Below are 14,285 nucleotides of genomic sequence, written 5' to 3'. Positions count from 1 at the left end.
GCTTAAGCGTCAGCTTTAACGTCCTGGCCTTCGGCTTGACGCTTTTGCAGATACTGTGCAAATAACGCATCAAAATTTACCGGTGCCAGATTCAGCTGCGGGAAGGTACCACGATTAACCAGACTTGATACCGCTTCCCGGGCATAAGGGAACAAGATGTTAGGGCAGAACGCTGCAAGCATATGCGCCAGCTGGCTCTCTTCCAGCTCACCAATAGAGAAAATACCGGCTTGTTGTACTTCACACAGGAAAGCGGTTTCCTCACCCACCATAGTCGTTACGGTCAGTGACAATGTTACCTGATATACACCGTCTTCCACTTTTTCGCTGCGGGTATCTAAATCCAGTTTTACTTCTGGTTTCCACTCTTTGCGAAAAATTGCCGGCGCGTTTGGCGCTTCAAAAGAAATATCTTTTACAAAAATACGCTGGATAGCAAATTGTAAACCCTGTGCCTGTTGCTCGTTTGCAACACCATTTGCCTGTTGTTCGGCCATGAATAATTCCTAGTTTAAGTTATGCAGTTAACAGTGGATCGAGCTTGTCAGCAGCATTTAGCGCAAACATCTCATCGCATCCACCAATGTGTGTTGTACCGATAAAAATTTGCGGCACCGTTGAGCGACCGTTGGCTTTTTCAATCATTTCGGCACGGCGCTCTGGCTGCTCATCTATTTTTACTTCCTGATAGGCAACCTGTTTTTGATCAAGTAACGCCTTGGCGCGAACACAATATGGACAATATGCCTTGGTGTACATAATTACTTCTGCCATGCTTACCTCTTTGCTTTAACAACTGGCAGGCTGGCGCTGGACCAGGCTCCCATGCCGCCTTGTAATACAGAGACGTTGGTAAAACCTTGTTTCGCCAGCGCAGCGGCACTCTTCTGTGCAGTCATGCCTGCCTGGCATACCACAATAATGGGAGCATCTTTCTGTTTTTCAAGCCCAGCCAGTTTTTGCTCAGTAATTTGGCTGGCTGCAAGCTGCCGGGCTCCAGTTATGTGACCTTTCTTGAAATCATCTTCATTACGGATATCAACTATTACCCCATCCTGACGATTCACCAGCATGGTCAGCTCGGTTGGTGACACCTGCCGGATAGCCGAGAAGCGGGCTTTCAGCCATCCACCCACTATCAATAAAAAAATAACAACCCAGGCTAAACTCAGCAAAGGATGATTAGTCACAAACTCGATAAACTGCGCCATAGTGTTACATTCTTACTCTGAACCAATTAAAGTGGCCTGAGTATAACGATTTTGTTCTAAGAAAGCAGCCCTAAAACGGCCAATCCGGACTGGAGAAAGTTAGAAAAAGCGGTAAGATACTAGCCTTGCTTAAATGTTCAGCTAAATCAAAATCGGAGTCAGCATGAGTCATCCCAAAAAGCCCCTTGTATTATTAATTCTAGATGGCTGGGGATACCGCGAACAAACCACTGATAACGCGATCGCCCAGGCCAGTACACCAGTAATGGATAAATTGTGGCAGGATTATCCGCACAGTCTGATCTCAGGCTCAGGTCTGGATGTTGGCCTGCCAGATGGTCAGATGGGCAATTCAGAGGTTGGCCATGTCAATCTGGGCTCCGGACGTGTGGTTTACCAGGATTTCACCCGAATTACTAAGGCCATTAAAGAGGGTGATTTCTTTCAAAACCCGGTGCTGGTTGATGCAGTAACCACTGCTAAAAACAAAGGCAAAGCGGTTCACATTATGGGCTTGCTGTCTGAGGGCGGTGTCCATAGTCATGAAGAACATATTCTTGCAATGATAAAACTGGCTGAACAACAGGGTGCCGGCCCGATTTATCTGCATGCCTTTTTAGATGGCAGAGATACACCACCGCGTAGCGCCGAAAGCTCACTCCAGAAAATTCAGCAACATTTTGCCAGCAGCGGCAGTGGCCAGATTGCGTCTGTTATTGGCCGCTACTACGCAATGGACCGCGATAAACGCTGGGACAGGGTGCAGCAAGCTTATGATTTACTCACTCAGGGCAAAGCAGCGTTTACGGCTCCTGATGCCATCACCGCACTGCACAATGCCTACCAGCGGGACGAAAATGATGAGTTTGTAAAAGCCACTGCCATAGCAGGTGCTGATGGTAAGCCTGTACAGATGGCAGACGGTGATGCATTAATATTTATGAATTTCCGCGCCGACCGGGCCCGCCAGTTCAGCCGCGCGCTTACCGAGCCGGACTTTGATGCCTTTGAACGCGGCCACCAACCGAAACTCAGCAGCTTTGTTATGCTGACCGAGTATGCCGCCGATATTAACGCGCCTTGTGCCTACCCACCTGAACCACTCAATAATGTTCTGGGAGAGTGGCTGGCTAAACATGATAAAACACAGCTACGTATTTCAGAAACGGAAAAATACGCCCATGTTACCTTCTTTTTTAGTGGTGGCCGCGAGACAGAGTTTACCGGTGAGAGCCGTATTTTAGTGCCCTCGCCATCAGTGGCAACCTACGATTTGCAACCGGAAATGAGTTCAGCTGAACTCACCGATAAGCTGGTCGCAGCCATTCATAGCGGCGATTTTGACGTGATTATTTGTAATTACCCCAATGGTGACATGGTAGGCCATACCGGCATTATGACAGCTGCTATTAAAGCAGTGGAGGCGGTAGATCATTGTATTGGCCGGGTGGTTGCAGCCTTGCAACAGGTTGGTGGTGAATGCTTAATAACTGCTGATCATGGGAATGCAGAAATGATGCAAGATCCAAGTTCAGGTCAGGCGCATACCGCCCATACCAGCGGCCCGGTGCCCCTAATTTACGTTGGTCGCCCCGCTACGGCGGTTGAAGGTGGAATTTTAAGTGACATCGCACCGACAATGCTGCAGTTGTTAGGATTACCTAAACCGGCAGAAATGACCGGTAAAGTGCTAATGCAACTTAAGCAAAGCTAACCCGGCAGCTGATGAAAATACGCTTTTACCCTTCAGCACACCAGCCGCCAGTATGGCTGTTGGTGATAGGTTGTTTAATCTGCACGACTCCCGTAGTCGGCCGCCAGCAGGCTGAGCAGCAGCAGGAGCTTGAACAGGTTCAACAGCAAATAAAAACGACTGAGCGTCAGCTAAAAAAACAACAACAGCAACTCAGTAAGGCAGAGCAACTACTGCAACAATCTGACCGGGCACTGGCCAATGCGTCAGCCGAATTACGGCAGACAGAGCAACAACTGGCCCGCATTGAACAAAGCGGTCAGGAACTTAACCAGCAACAACTGCAATTGCAAACAGAGCTGCAACAACAACAAACTCAGTTGGCTGCGCAATTAAAAAGTGCTTACAGTCTGGGACAACATGATTATACCCGTATGCTGTTAAACCAGCAGGATGCCGGCAAGCTGGAGCGGGCTCTAACTTACTATCAGTACTTTAACCGGGCCAGGGTAAAGCAGCTGGCAGAAATAAATAAAACGGTTTTGCAATTAGAACAGGTGAAAAAGCAACTGGCAGAACAGCAGCAGCAGCTACAGACCACATTAACCGAGCAACAACAACAACAGCAGCAATTGTTGGCGGTAAAAGCGGAGCAGCAAACTGCGGTTAGCCAATTACAGCAGTTGCTGAAAGAGCAAGGCAATCAGCTAAGTTACCTGCGCCAGAATGAATCCAGTCTACAGACTACTATCGACCAGCTGCGGGCGTTAGCAGAGCGCAGTCTTGAACTGCTGGGCTTAACAGCAAATAAAGGCAAGCTGCGCTGGCCCCTGAACGGTGCTCTGCTACAGGGCTTTGGTGAAAATCGTCAGGGCGGCATGCGTTCCCGTGGAATTTTAATCGGCGGCACGGAGGGTAATCCGGTCCAGGCGATTGCTGATGGCAGAGTAATATACGCTGACTGGTTAAAAGGGTATGGCTGGGTGATTGTGCTGGACCATGGCGAGGGCTTTATGAGCCTCTACGGCCATAATCAAAATATTTTAAAACAACCGGGTGAGCAAATTATTGCTGGCGAGACGATTGCCCTGGTTGGCATGAGTGGCGGTCAGGCCAACGCCGGCCTTTATTTCGAGATAAGAGAAAAAGGTGATGCCGTTAACCCCTTGGCGTGGCTCAGCAAAAACAAGGGATAAAAATGACTTGCGACCCGTGTTGGCATACGCCAATATACAGGCAATAGCAGGATGATCTGACCAAGACTCGCTGGCAGACAGAACGGGCGAACAGGAATAATAACCGCGTGCGTATAACTTTTTTTGGGCTGGTATTGGCTGGGTTGCTAAGCGCTAAAGCGCTGGCAGATAAGCCCCGTATTGCCATTATTATTGATGATATTGGCTATCAGAAAGCTGACTTAAAGATGGTAGCCTTACCCTATCCGTTAACTTTGTCAGTATTACCTCACACTCCTTACGGTCCAAAATCAGCGCAATTGGCGTTTTCACAGCAGAAAGACGTTATGCTGCACATGCCAATGGAAGCAAATAACCGTAAAAGCCTGGGACCCGGCGCCCTTACCCGTAATATGAGCCGTCAGCAAGTGCGTGATGCGTTGCAACAGGCTCTAGCCGATATTCCCTATGCTATTGGTGTCAACAACCATATGGGCAGTCTATACACTGAGCTGGACCAGCCAATGGCCTGGACCATGGAGTATCTGCGGCAACGTCAGCTTTTCTTTGTTGACAGTCTGACTACGCCGCAAAGCAAAGCTCGTTTATATGCGCGACAATATGGTGTCGCCAGCTTAAGCCGCCATGTTTTTCTCGACAATGATTTGTCTGAGGCGGCGCTGCAGCGCCAGTTTCAGCAACTACTTCATATAGCCAAACGGCACCAGGTGGCAATCGCGATTGGCCACCCCTACCCGCAGACTTATGAATTTCTGAAGAAAAATCTGCCAATGTTGAATAAGCATGGGATTGAACTCGTCAGGATCTCTGAGTTGTTGCCACAGGAACACGATGTCGTTGCTGCAGGCTTTACTGCACCTGCTATTTCGGCACCACAATAAAATCTGGCGACACCAATAAAAAAACCTGCCACGGCAGGTTTTTTTATTGGTGTTGGAGTAGTAATCAGCTAAGCGCAGAATGCAGTTTTTTCATGGCGTTCTTTTCAAGCTGACGCACTCGTTCTGCTGACACCTGATAACGCTCTGCCAGCTCCTGTAACGTTAACTTGTTATTGTCCAGCCAGCGTGCCCGGACGATATCCTGACTCCGGTCATCCAGCGTGCGCATCGCAGCTTGCAAGCGATCTGCTGCGGCATTATCCCATTGCTCGTCTTCTACCTGCACAGCCAGATCAGATGCTTTGTCCTGCAAATAATATACGGGTGCCGTGAAAGCAGAATCATCATCTTCGTCTGGCGCATCGTAAGGCATATCGTAATTACTCATCCGGGATTCCATTTCCCGTACTTCATGCTCTGCCACGCCCAGTGATTCCGCGACATGCTTTACTTCGTCCTGATTAAACCACCCCAAATGCTTTTTGGCTTTGCGTAGGTTAAAAAATAACTTCCGTTGTGCTTTAGTGGTAGCAATTTTAACAATGCGCCAGTTTTTTAACACATATTCATGTATTTCCGCTTTAATCCAGTGCACAGCAAAAGAAACCAGCCGAACCCCTACTGTCGGGTCGAAGCGTTTAACCGCTTTCATCAAACCAATGTTGCCTTCCTGCACTAAATCACTGATGGGTAAACCATAACCGGAATAGCTTCGAGCGATGTGCACAACAAAACGCAGGTGAGACATAATCAGCTGACGGGCTGCGGTTAAATCACCATCCTGCTGCAAGCGCTCAGCAAGGCTACGCTCCTGTTCAGCAGTTAACATTGGGATGGTGCTAACGGCGTGAGTATATGCCTCAAGACTGCCGCTGGCAGCGACGGTAAGCGGCATAAATTCTGCTTTATCTGCTTTAATTGTCATGTTTTGCCAATCCTGTTTCAATCGAATGCGATCATATTAGCACTCTTTACGCAAGAGTGCTAATTGTCGATTAAAAGTTTTAAAGATCTGGTTATTCTAAAAAAGAGACTTTAATAATTAATTATTATTACGGTCCGGTAGGCTCGATCGCACTGATGTGGCGACGTACTGATAAATATGAACCAGCAAGACCAAGTAGCACGGCAATCAGCAGTAAGCCAATAAACTCTTGGAAGCTCATAGCCATCAAACTGAAATCACTTTTATACAATGCAGTGACATTACTGATAGCGCCTTGCAGCCACCACAACATTAACTCCACCACCAGGAAAGCCAGCAAACCACCAAAAATACCAAACCAGACACCGGTATATAAGAAAGGTCGTTGAATAAAGGCATCGGTGGCACCAACCAGTTTCATTACTTCGATTTCATCTTTTTTATTCATAATCGATAAACGAATAGTGTTGCCCACAATCAGTAACACAGCGCTTAACAGCAGCAGCGCTATAATCGCCACGGCTTGTTGCAACATACTGACAATAGCGTTTAACCGGGTTAACCAGTCAATATCCAACTTGGCAAAATCCACTATCCGCTCGCTACTTAACCGCTGCAGCAACGTTTCAGCTGCTTGTGGTGCAGTGTTCTTTGGCAACACCCGGATAAGATCAGGCAAGGGGTTACTCTCCAGATAATTAAGCGCTGCACCAAATCCGGATATTTGCTGGAACTCTGTCATCGCCTGTTGCTTACTAACAAAAATAACCTCTGCAACATCACGGTCTGCCTGTAAAATAGCAACCAGGCTTTGCACCTGATTAGCAGGAGTTTGTTCACGAATATAGAGACTTATCTCTGCTGCCTGAGTAAAGCTGCTGCTGATTTGCTGCATATTTTTCACCAGCAAATGTAAAGTTGCCGGCAATGTTAAACTGACTCCCAGTACCGCGATGGTTAAAATGGATGCAGAAGGCGTCCGCCATAACTCACCGAGGCTGGCGACTGCCTGACGCGCATGGTTAAGCCAGAACATAATAAAACGACGCAATAAACTAATTTTTTTAGCCGCAGCCCCGGTTGCTCTGCCGGTGAACAAAATACTCATACCGGCTCCTGATATTGTAACAAACCGTCGTTAATCATCCGGCCATGTTTCAGGGTAAGGGTGCGATACTTCATCCGCGCTACCAGGCCAAGATCATGGGTCGCCACCAATACCGATACCCCAACCTGATTAAAGGCTTCAAATACCCGCATGGTGTCTTTCGATAAGTCTGGATCCAGGTTGCCGGTAGGCTCATCTGCTAACAATAACGGCGGCTTGTTAACCACCGCCCGGGCAATACCAACCCGCTGCTGTTCACCGCCCGATAGCGTAGCCGGTAAGCAGCGTACTTTATCCAGTAACCCTACTTTATCCAGCGCTGCATGTACCCGCTTAACCATCTCTTTGCCGGTAAAGCCTTCAATCACTAAGGGTAACGCCACATTATCAAACACAGTATGGTTCATCAGCAGACGGTGATTTTGAAAAATAATGCCAACATCGCGCCGAACATAAGGGATCTGGCTGCGCTTTATCCGACTTAACTCAATATCATTAATTAAAACCCTGCCAGCACTGGGGCGTTCAATCAGGCTGATCAGTTTTAGTAATGTGCTTTTGCCCGCGCCAGAATGACCGGTAAGAAAAGCCATTTCGCCTTTCTCCAGCCTGAAACTGATGCGGTCCAGCGCAACAAAACCACCGGGATAACTTTTACTGACCTGATCAAACTGCAGCATGGTTAGTGTTCCTTACTAAACAAGGCTTTAATAAAGTCCTGACTGTTGAATTGGCGTAAGTCGTCTATGGCCTCACCCACGCCAATATAACGAATAGGTACGGTGAACTGATTAGCAATGGCAAATATCACCCCGCCTTTCGCGGTGCCATCCAGCTTAGTCAGGGTAATGCCGGTCAGAGGCACGGCTTCATTAAATAACTTGGCCTGACTTAACGCATTCTGACCGGTACCCGCATCAAGTGTCAGCATAACCTCATGCGGTGCAGCCCCGTCTATTTTCTGTAACACCCGGACTATTTTCTTTAATTCTTCCATCAAATGCGCTTTGTTTTGCAGACGACCTGCCGTATCAGCAATTAAGATATCCACTTTGCGGGCTTTTGCTGCCTGATAAGCATCGAAAATAACCGAAGCACTATCTGCCCCAGTCTGCTGAGCAATAACCGGAATGGCATTGCGCTCACCCCAAACCTGCAGTTGCTCTACCGCAGCAGCCCGGAAGGTGTCACCTGCGGCCAACATAACGGATTTACCCTGCTGGCGGAATTGCTGTGCCATTTTACCGATAGTGGTAGTTTTACCAACGCCGTTAACACCGACCATTAGAATAACAAAAGGGCCTGCAGGATTACTGGCGACCAGAGGTTGTTCCACTTTGGCCAATAACGCAGCCATATCCAGCTGCAGCTGACTAAACAACAAGCCGGCATCTTTTAAGGCTCTGCGATTTGCATGTTGGGTCAGCTGAGTAATCAGCTTCTGAGTAGTGTCCATACCCACGTCGGCCATCAGCAACTGAGTTTCCAGTTCCTCATAAAGTTCATCATCAATTTTTTTGCCACTGAATAAACCGGCCAGACCATCACCAAGATTCTGGCTGGTCTTGGTCAACCCCTGTCGCAAACGACTGAAAAAACTTGCTTTCTTAGCTGGCGTTGCTGTAATGGGCTCACTTGTAGCGGCAAGTTGTGGTGATTGACTAGCCGACTCTAAAACAGCAGTAACCGTAGCCTCAGCAGCATCGTTTTGTGTCGCTACCGGCCCGTCGGACTGAGCAGCCTGCGGTTTATCGGCTAATTCGGGCGATTCTGTCACCGCGTTTTTTTCGGATTTGGGTTCAGCACCAGACCCGCCAGGCGTTGCCTTGGTGTCTGTCTCAGCTTTTGCAGGCTGTTTTTTTGGGTCCGTTTCCGGCTCTGCTGTTTTTTTACCAAGGCCAAGCCAGGAGAAAAGATTTTTCTGTTTTGTCATAAGCTTTTGTGTCGAAGGCAATATTCAGGATAAAATTGTTGTCAATACTATCACCTTTAACTCACAGGCAAAACGGAAACGATGAAACAAGCTAAAACCGCCAAAAGCAAAACCGGCCAACCCGGTTTTGTCCGGATTATCAGCGGTCAGTGGCGGGGCCGGCGTTTACCTGTTGCCGATGTGACCGGCTTACGGCCAACTACCGATCGGGTAAAAGAGACCTTATTTAACTGGTTGATGCACGATATCACCGACAGTACAGTGCTGGACTGTTTCAGCGGCTCTGGTGCACTGGCTTTTGAGGCGTTATCACGCTATGCGGGCTATGCCACTCTGGTTGAAAAAGATCCGGCTCAGGCCAAACGGCTGCAAGCGCTGCTGACCAGTTTTAACGTCAGTCAGGCTGAGGTGTTAAACAGCGATTGTTTACATTATCTGGCCCAACCGGCACACCGCCAATATCAGATAGTGTTGGTAGACCCACCTTTTCGGCAAAACCTGGCGATTCCCTGCTGTCAGTTGCTGGAACAACAAGGCTGGCTAAGTCCTGGCGCAATAATTTATCTGGAAACGGAGAAAGAGCTGCCTCTGGCAGAGGTGCCTGCCAGCTGGAGACTACTAAAAGAAAAAGTAGCCGGCCAGCTGGCATATCGTTTATGGTCAAAGCAGCTTTAAATTAAAACTCCATACCCAGATTTGTCAGGCCCTGCTCTTGCACCCAGGCTTTTAACTGCAGCATCTGCTGCCGCTCTATCTGTTTCATCGGGCTAACCAGCTCGATAAGTTCGGCCAGGCATTCCATTTCATAAGCCATTAACGGGTGGTCTCTGACGTGCTTTTTTAGCTCATTTTCTGAGGTTATATCTTCATCTTCGGCCTGATGCTCTATTAGCCGGGCCACTGTTGCCTGAGATATTTTCGCGACATTAATAAATTCGCTGCTATCTTGCTGACTGATACCATTAAACATCGCATCCAGCGCGGTGGCACAATCTACTGCCGGGAATACGCCAAACATGGAGAAATGATTAACTTCAGGGATAAGTGGTTCCAACTCCTCAGCAAGGCGCGGGAAGTTAATTTTTGCTTTCTTTACTGTTAGCCACTCCCAGCTTAGGTCCAGCATATGTCTGAGCGCTGCACTATCGCCAAATTCACTGACTTCACTGAACAACTGATAATTAGGTAACATGCGCTCAAGCAAACAGGCTGCAATAGCAGCCTGTTGATAGAACCCCAGCTCACGCATTAGCTGGAAGTTATTTGCCTTTTCTTTCATAGCACTCCAAAACGGATTAACGCCCGGCGTTAACCCGATACAGCAAGTTGTTTTTGAGCATATTCAAACTTAAGTTTGTACTCCATAATTTTTTGTTCAAGCTCGCTAATCTGATGCTGGTTGTTTTCATCCTGTTCTGCAAGTTGAGATCGTAACTGCCGGATCATTTCACGGCTCTGATCAGCCTCGCTTTGCTGCTTCTGCTCTGCGGCTTGTTGCCGGTTAACTGCATGCTCTAATTGGGTTTCCAACTTTTTACTGCGGCTCTGGCTCTGACTTAACAGCTCATTAATATTAACAAACTCTGCCTGTAACCGGGTTAGCTCTGAGCCCAACTCTGCGCTGCTATCAGCCAGTTCGCTGCGGTGTTGCTCAAACTCATTAATTTGTGCTTGCAAAGCTTCACTATGCGCTTCTAGCTCAGCGAGCTGCGCTTTCAGTTCGCCATGCTCTTGTTGTTGCTCGCTAAGCTGCTGGTCCCGTTCTGCCAATTGCTGTTCTAAATCGCGAACTTGTTGCTGGCTTTTAGCCAGCGCCTGCAGTTTATCTTGTTGTGCCTGGGTTTGTTGCTCAGCTTCTTGCTGCAATGCCTGGTAGCGTTGATTTAGTTCTGCCAGTTGATGCTCACTTTGCTGCTGCTCTTGTTGTTGCTGTTGTAAACTTGTTTTCAGCTGTTGTAACTCAAGCTTGCTTTCATGCGCCTGAGCCCGGGCTTGCTCGAGGTCTGACCGCAATTGGGTAAGCTCCTCAGGGTCAGCTGCGCTTTGTTGAGCCGCTTTTAACGCCTTTTCAAAATGCTGAGCTTTATGCTGTTCAAGCTGTAGTTCTTTAGTCAACTCAGCAAGCTGTTGCTCAAGGTTGATTTCCCGTTCACTGAGGGTGGTATTGTGTTGTTGCGCCTTCTTTAACTCAGCAGCAAGTGCCGCCATTTGTTTGGTTGTCTCAGCAGTTTTTTGTTTAAGACTGTCCAGTTCCTGATTATCAGCACTGGCTACCGGCACGGCTAAATCAAGTTGCTGCTTAGTTTGCTGCCAGTCTTTAAACAACTTCTGATAAGCTTGTTCCTGTTCTATTAACCGTTGTTGCCACTGGCTTTGTGATTTTGCCAGGATTTGGGCGCTGTAGCCTTGCAACAACTGCTGTTGTTCATTCATCAGCTGCTTGCCGAAGTCAGCAAGACTGGCGGCAAGTTGTTGCTGGGCTTGATTTTCAAGTTCAGCTGCGAGCTGTTGCTCGTTGTTGTTATTATTTTTTTTCACTGCATTCATGTTCTGGTCTCGAATTGAACAGCCGACCCGGCTGCATACTATCATTGTTGTGCCGAGATCCCTGTCGCACTTTATCAATAAGTGTAATATGACTTGAGACTGATAGCTAACGCTATTGTGTATTTTGTCAGCAACTGTTTTACCACACTTAGCATGCCATAATAAATATCAGAGTTGGCAAATTACCGATACAGCTGCAATCATTCACCAACCGCTTACTGATTTAATCCGCGCAACTTAATGACAAGCAGCCTGTCGTACTGAACAGGATGTAACCAGAGGATAGTAATAATGACAACGCGACCAAACTTCATCCAAAGAAGTAAATTTTTAACGGCAGCAATTATAGCGCTGGCCCTTACAGCATGCAGCAGTGGCCCAAAAGTTCGCTCTGATCAAGCTCCTAACATTAACTTTAGTCAGTATCAGACTTTTTCCTTCGTTTCTGAACTGGCAACTGACAGGGCCGGCTATACCACTTTAGTCACTCAGCATTTTAAGGATGCAATCAGCGCGGAGCTGACTGCCAGGGGCTACCGTTACGTTGAATCGGACCCCCAATTGCTGGTTAACTTTAATTCGAATGTAGCCAACCGTTCAGATACCCGCAGCATTCCGACAACCAGTTATCATTATGGCTACTATCACTATCGGCGCGGTATTGTGTACGCTGGTTTTCCGGTATATAGCAATGATGTCAGCACCGTGCACTACAAAGTCGGCACAGTTAATATCGATATTGTAGATGCGTCTGAACGTCAGTTAATCTGGGAAGGAATTGCAGAGGGCACGTTGAAACAGAAAGATTTAGAGCAGCCGCGCGAAGCCGCCGCTCGCACTGTTGCTCTGATTTTTGAACAATTCCCACTATCGGGTCGTTAATCTGCGGCAATTTCGGCAACTTGCTGCTTTAATGCTGAGCAATCGGCGTTGGCGTCAAGTTGCTGAATAGATAGGGTCAGCTCCGCAACCTTAAAACCGAATTTATGTAGTGTAGTTCGGTTAATCAGATTTTTTTCATCAACCAGGTGCAGCCAGTCCTTTACGGTTACATCCAGGGTATCGCCGTCATAGGGGATCCGCAGCACGTACTGCCAATACAAACTGTTGCCCGCCAACTGGCCGGTAGCTTCCCCGACCACATCACCAGCTGTACCCCGAACCTCGCCGTCTGCATTTTGGGTCAGCTGCCAGTGACGCTGCTCTACCCGGCCATCACTGAAGTAAAAGACTTCATATAAATCGCCGCTTCCCTGTTGCCACTCTCCGCATAGATCGGCAACAAAACGGACGCTTTGTTGACCACGCCAGTCGTGCATTACCCCGTAAGCCTGGCCGGCCCCCAGAAAAAAGCGATCCAGCTTCAGTGCTGGTGTGAGTTGTGTGTAGTCTGATATGGACTGGCTGCAGCCAGCAATTAATGTCAGGGCGCTTGCAAGCGCCGCGCTTTGCCAGAAATATTTTTGCATGATGATATCCTTGTTTCATTCAACCTTAGCAGTTGCTACGCAGATAAATGTGCTTTAGCCCAATCTAACCTGAAATGATACGCACCAGAAACACTTATCCTTAAGACAAGTTTTTCTTGTTAGACAGGTTATAGGCAACCCCGTACAAACGCAGCCTCGTATCGAGGAAAGCAAATATGACTGAATTGGTTACTAGCATAGCGGCACAGCGAGAAAGCAATGCTGTTATTGACGACACGGTCACGCTGACCCAATTCTATCAGCAGGGCTGGACTGTTATTCCCGACTTCCTGCCGCAGAGCTTAAATCAGCAGCTGCTGGATGAAGCACGATATGATGCAACGTTAACTCCGGCAGGCGTGGGACGGGCACGTGATCATACCCTGAACCGCCAGATCCGTCGTGATAAAACACATTGGTTCGATGGCAACAGTGAAGCCCAGCAACACTATCTGCAGTTAATGCAGCAACTGCAGCTGCAACTGAACCGCCAGTTTTTCCTTGGATTATTTGATTTCGAGTGCCATTTTGCCTGCTATCAGCATGGTGACTTCTATCAGAAACATTTCGATGCGTTCAGCGGCCGCTCCAACCGGGTGCTGACCACTGTCAGTTATCTCAATGATGTTAACAATGGCGGCGAGTTAGTACTGTATGGCCCTGAAGACACCATACTGAGTTGTATAAAGCCGCAGGCGGGTAGTCTGGTACTATTTGAAAGCGAGCGTTTTGCCCATGAAGTGCTGAGCGCTGTTGATGACAGGTACAGTATCGCTGGCTGGTTCCGGCACAATAACAGTATCAACGGTATTATTGACCCCAGTCGCTAAACTTACCCTGGTTGACGAGCAGAGTCAGCGAAGCAAGATTAGTTTTTCACCCGGCTGAATGTCGTGCTCGGCAAACCAGCCGCGCGGCATCTCCAGCGCAGCCAGCGCGGCAGATGGCGCCGATACCGGTGTTTCATCCAGCGGATGCAGCTGTTCTATTGCCATGATTCGCCATTGTGGATCAATAAATGCCACATCCAGCGCTAAGTTGGTATTGCGCATCCAAAGACTAATCAACCTCGGTTCGGGGTACAATAACAACATACCCGGCTCGGCACTTTGCTGAAACATCAACCCTCGCTCGCGTAATTCCGGGGTATCAGCCAACTGTACCGGCCTTGTAACGTCAGCAAGCTGAATTGTTGCTTGCGGGAACTTCACCAGCTGGTCATTTTCTGGTGCGGCACAGGCACTAACCGTAACCAGCGACAATAATAAAGCAAGGATTCGATTTTTCATTAATGTTTACCTGCGGCAAGTTAACGCGCAGCC

17 protein-coding genes are annotated in these 14,285 nt (G+C 48.1%); 6 read left to right on the top strand and 11 right to left on the bottom strand.

Annotated elements, in window-relative coordinates; all coding sequences use genetic code 11:
* Nucleotides 1-2: 2 nt before the first annotated feature.
* From secB to CRO03_RS14920, 3 genes are read right to left on the bottom strand one after another with little or no spacing between them, the layout of a single operon-like run.
* The gene (secB, locus tag CRO03_RS14930) at nucleotides 3-497 is read right to left on the bottom strand and encodes a protein-export chaperone SecB (protein WP_097112437.1); all 495 of its coding nucleotides are present in this window, start codon (nucleotides 495-497) and stop codon (nucleotides 3-5) included.
* Between the two features lie 19 nt (nucleotides 498-516).
* Nucleotides 517-774 carry a glutaredoxin 3 gene (gene grxC / locus CRO03_RS14925; RefSeq protein ID WP_097112436.1) on the bottom strand — a complete coding sequence of 86 codons (258 nt, stop codon included), beginning with the start codon at nucleotides 772-774 and terminating at the stop codon, nucleotides 517-519.
* Between the two features lie 2 nt (nucleotides 775-776).
* Nucleotides 777-1,211, bottom strand: coding sequence for a rhodanese-like domain-containing protein (locus CRO03_RS14920; protein WP_097112435.1), 435 nt, complete (start codon nucleotides 1,209-1,211; stop codon nucleotides 777-779).
* A gap of 163 nt (nucleotides 1,212-1,374) precedes the next feature.
* Between CRO03_RS14920 and gpmM the strand changes: the two genes are divergently transcribed.
* From gpmM to CRO03_RS14905, 3 genes are all read left to right on the top strand, one after another.
* The gene (gpmM, locus tag CRO03_RS14915) at nucleotides 1,375-2,925 is read left to right on the top strand and encodes a 2,3-bisphosphoglycerate-independent phosphoglycerate mutase (protein WP_097112434.1); all 1,551 of its coding nucleotides are present in this window, start codon (nucleotides 1,375-1,377) and stop codon (nucleotides 2,923-2,925) included.
* 11 nt (nucleotides 2,926-2,936) lie between these two features.
* On the top strand, nucleotides 2,937-4,100 hold the full coding sequence (locus tag CRO03_RS14910) for a murein hydrolase activator EnvC family protein (protein WP_097112433.1): 1,164 nt from the start codon (nucleotides 2,937-2,939) through the stop codon (nucleotides 4,098-4,100).
* Nucleotides 4,101-4,207: 107 nt separating this feature from the next.
* Entirely contained in the window at nucleotides 4,208-4,981 is a 774-nt protein-coding gene (locus CRO03_RS14905; RefSeq protein ID WP_097112432.1) for a divergent polysaccharide deacetylase family protein, read from the top strand.
* A 64-nt stretch (nucleotides 4,982-5,045) separates the two neighbouring features.
* Here the strand turns inward: CRO03_RS14905 and rpoH are convergent, their stop codons facing one another.
* The 4 genes from rpoH to ftsY form a co-directional block, all read right to left on the bottom strand.
* Entirely contained in the window at nucleotides 5,046-5,906 is an 861-nt protein-coding gene (gene rpoH / locus CRO03_RS14900) for an RNA polymerase sigma factor RpoH (protein ID WP_097112431.1), read from the bottom strand.
* Nucleotides 5,907-6,033: 127 nt separating this feature from the next.
* Nucleotides 6,034-7,014, bottom strand: coding sequence for a permease-like cell division protein FtsX (ftsX, locus tag CRO03_RS14895; protein WP_097112430.1), 981 nt, complete (start codon nucleotides 7,012-7,014; stop codon nucleotides 6,034-6,036).
* Nucleotides 7,011-7,694, bottom strand: a complete 684-nt coding sequence (gene ftsE / locus CRO03_RS14890; protein ID WP_097112429.1) for a cell division ATP-binding protein FtsE — start codon at nucleotides 7,692-7,694, stop codon at nucleotides 7,011-7,013. The genes ftsX and ftsE overlap by 4 nt, the downstream gene beginning before the upstream one ends.
* A 2-nt stretch (nucleotides 7,695-7,696) precedes the next feature.
* A complete protein-coding gene (ftsY, locus tag CRO03_RS14885; RefSeq protein WP_097112428.1) occupies nucleotides 7,697-8,947 on the bottom strand; it encodes a signal recognition particle-docking protein FtsY in 1,251 nt (416 codons plus the stop codon).
* Nucleotides 8,948-9,028: 81 nt separating this feature from the next.
* On the opposite strand from ftsY, the gene rsmD reads away from it, so the two are divergent.
* Nucleotides 9,029-9,622 (top strand): 16S rRNA (guanine(966)-N(2))-methyltransferase RsmD, encoded by a 594-nt coding sequence (gene rsmD / locus CRO03_RS14880; protein WP_097112427.1) that lies wholly within the window; start codon nucleotides 9,029-9,031, stop codon nucleotides 9,620-9,622.
* A 1-nt stretch (nucleotide 9,623) separates the two neighbouring features.
* Here rsmD and CRO03_RS14875 read toward each other — a convergent pair whose 3' ends face one another.
* Entirely contained in the window at nucleotides 9,624-10,226 is a 603-nt protein-coding gene (locus CRO03_RS14875; RefSeq protein ID WP_097112426.1) for a YjaG family protein, read from the bottom strand.
* A gap of 29 nt (nucleotides 10,227-10,255) precedes the next feature.
* Nucleotides 10,256-11,485, bottom strand: coding sequence for a coiled-coil domain-containing protein (locus CRO03_RS14870; RefSeq protein WP_170949031.1), 1,230 nt, complete (start codon nucleotides 11,483-11,485; stop codon nucleotides 10,256-10,258).
* 300 nt (nucleotides 11,486-11,785) lie between these two features.
* Here CRO03_RS14870 and CRO03_RS14865 point away from each other — a divergent pair, with 300 nt between their 5' ends.
* Nucleotides 11,786-12,376, top strand: coding sequence for a DUF4136 domain-containing protein (locus CRO03_RS14865; protein ID WP_097112424.1), 591 nt, complete (start codon nucleotides 11,786-11,788; stop codon nucleotides 12,374-12,376).
* On the opposite strand, the gene CRO03_RS14860 is transcribed toward CRO03_RS14865, so the two are convergent.
* Entirely contained in the window at nucleotides 12,373-12,963 is a 591-nt protein-coding gene (locus tag CRO03_RS14860) for a DUF3833 domain-containing protein (protein WP_097112423.1), read from the bottom strand. The genes CRO03_RS14865 and CRO03_RS14860 overlap by 4 nt on opposite strands.
* A gap of 176 nt (nucleotides 12,964-13,139) precedes the next feature.
* On the opposite strand from CRO03_RS14860, the gene CRO03_RS14855 reads away from it, so the two are divergent.
* Complete coding sequence (locus tag CRO03_RS14855; protein ID WP_097112422.1) at nucleotides 13,140-13,793, top strand: 2OG-Fe(II) oxygenase; 654 nt, start codon at nucleotides 13,140-13,142, stop codon at nucleotides 13,791-13,793.
* A gap of 24 nt (nucleotides 13,794-13,817) precedes the next feature.
* Here CRO03_RS14855 and CRO03_RS14850 read toward each other — a convergent pair whose 3' ends face one another.
* The gene (locus CRO03_RS14850; RefSeq protein ID WP_097112421.1) at nucleotides 13,818-14,252 is read right to left on the bottom strand and encodes a DUF192 domain-containing protein; all 435 of its coding nucleotides are present in this window, start codon (nucleotides 14,250-14,252) and stop codon (nucleotides 13,818-13,820) included.
* Nucleotides 14,253-14,285 lie beyond the last annotated feature (33 nt).

The sequence above is a fragment of the Arsukibacterium tuosuense genome (assembly GCF_900215315.1).
GTDB lineage: Bacteria > Pseudomonadota > Gammaproteobacteria > Enterobacterales > Alteromonadaceae > Alishewanella > Alishewanella tuosuense.
The sequence above is the reverse complement of the archived record's forward strand: the minus strand, read 5'-3'. Positions and strand labels throughout refer to the sequence as shown.

Excerpts from the sequence above, each read along its gene's own strand:
- CRO03_RS14865 (WP_097112424.1), top strand. The coding sequence starts at position 11,786 with ATGACAACGCGACCAAACTTCATCCAAAGAAGTAAATTTTTAACGGCA.
- CRO03_RS14855 (WP_097112422.1), top strand. The coding sequence starts at position 13,140 with ATGACTGAATTGGTTACTAGCATAGCGGCACAGCGAGAAAGCAATGCT.
- grxC (WP_097112436.1), bottom strand. The coding sequence starts at position 774 with ATGGCAGAAGTAATTATGTACACCAAGGCATATTGTCCATATTGTGTT.
- CRO03_RS14860 (WP_097112423.1), bottom strand. The coding sequence starts at position 12,963 with ATGCAAAAATATTTCTGGCAAAGCGCGGCGCTTGCAAGCGCCCTGACA.
- ftsX (WP_097112430.1), bottom strand. The coding sequence starts at position 7,014 with ATGAGTATTTTGTTCACCGGCAGAGCAACCGGGGCTGCGGCTAAAAAA.
- secB (WP_097112437.1), bottom strand. The coding sequence starts at position 497 with ATGGCCGAACAACAGGCAAATGGTGTTGCAAACGAGCAACAGGCACAG.
- rpoH (WP_097112431.1), bottom strand. The coding sequence starts at position 5,906 with ATGACAATTAAAGCAGATAAAGCAGAATTTATGCCGCTTACCGTCGCT.
- ftsE (WP_097112429.1), bottom strand. The coding sequence starts at position 7,694 with ATGCTGCAGTTTGATCAGGTCAGTAAAAGTTATCCCGGTGGTTTTGTT.
- CRO03_RS14910 (WP_097112433.1), top strand. The coding sequence starts at position 2,937 with ATGAAAATACGCTTTTACCCTTCAGCACACCAGCCGCCAGTATGGCTG.
- ftsY (WP_097112428.1), bottom strand. The coding sequence starts at position 8,947 with ATGACAAAACAGAAAAATCTTTTCTCCTGGCTTGGCCTTGGTAAAAAA.
- CRO03_RS14875 (WP_097112426.1), bottom strand. The coding sequence starts at position 10,226 with ATGAAAGAAAAGGCAAATAACTTCCAGCTAATGCGTGAGCTGGGGTTC.
- CRO03_RS14850 (WP_097112421.1), bottom strand. The coding sequence starts at position 14,252 with ATGAAAAATCGAATCCTTGCTTTATTATTGTCGCTGGTTACGGTTAGT.
- gpmM (WP_097112434.1), top strand. The coding sequence starts at position 1,375 with ATGAGTCATCCCAAAAAGCCCCTTGTATTATTAATTCTAGATGGCTGG.
- rsmD (WP_097112427.1), top strand. The coding sequence starts at position 9,029 with ATGAAACAAGCTAAAACCGCCAAAAGCAAAACCGGCCAACCCGGTTTT.
- CRO03_RS14920 (WP_097112435.1), bottom strand. The coding sequence starts at position 1,211 with ATGGCGCAGTTTATCGAGTTTGTGACTAATCATCCTTTGCTGAGTTTA.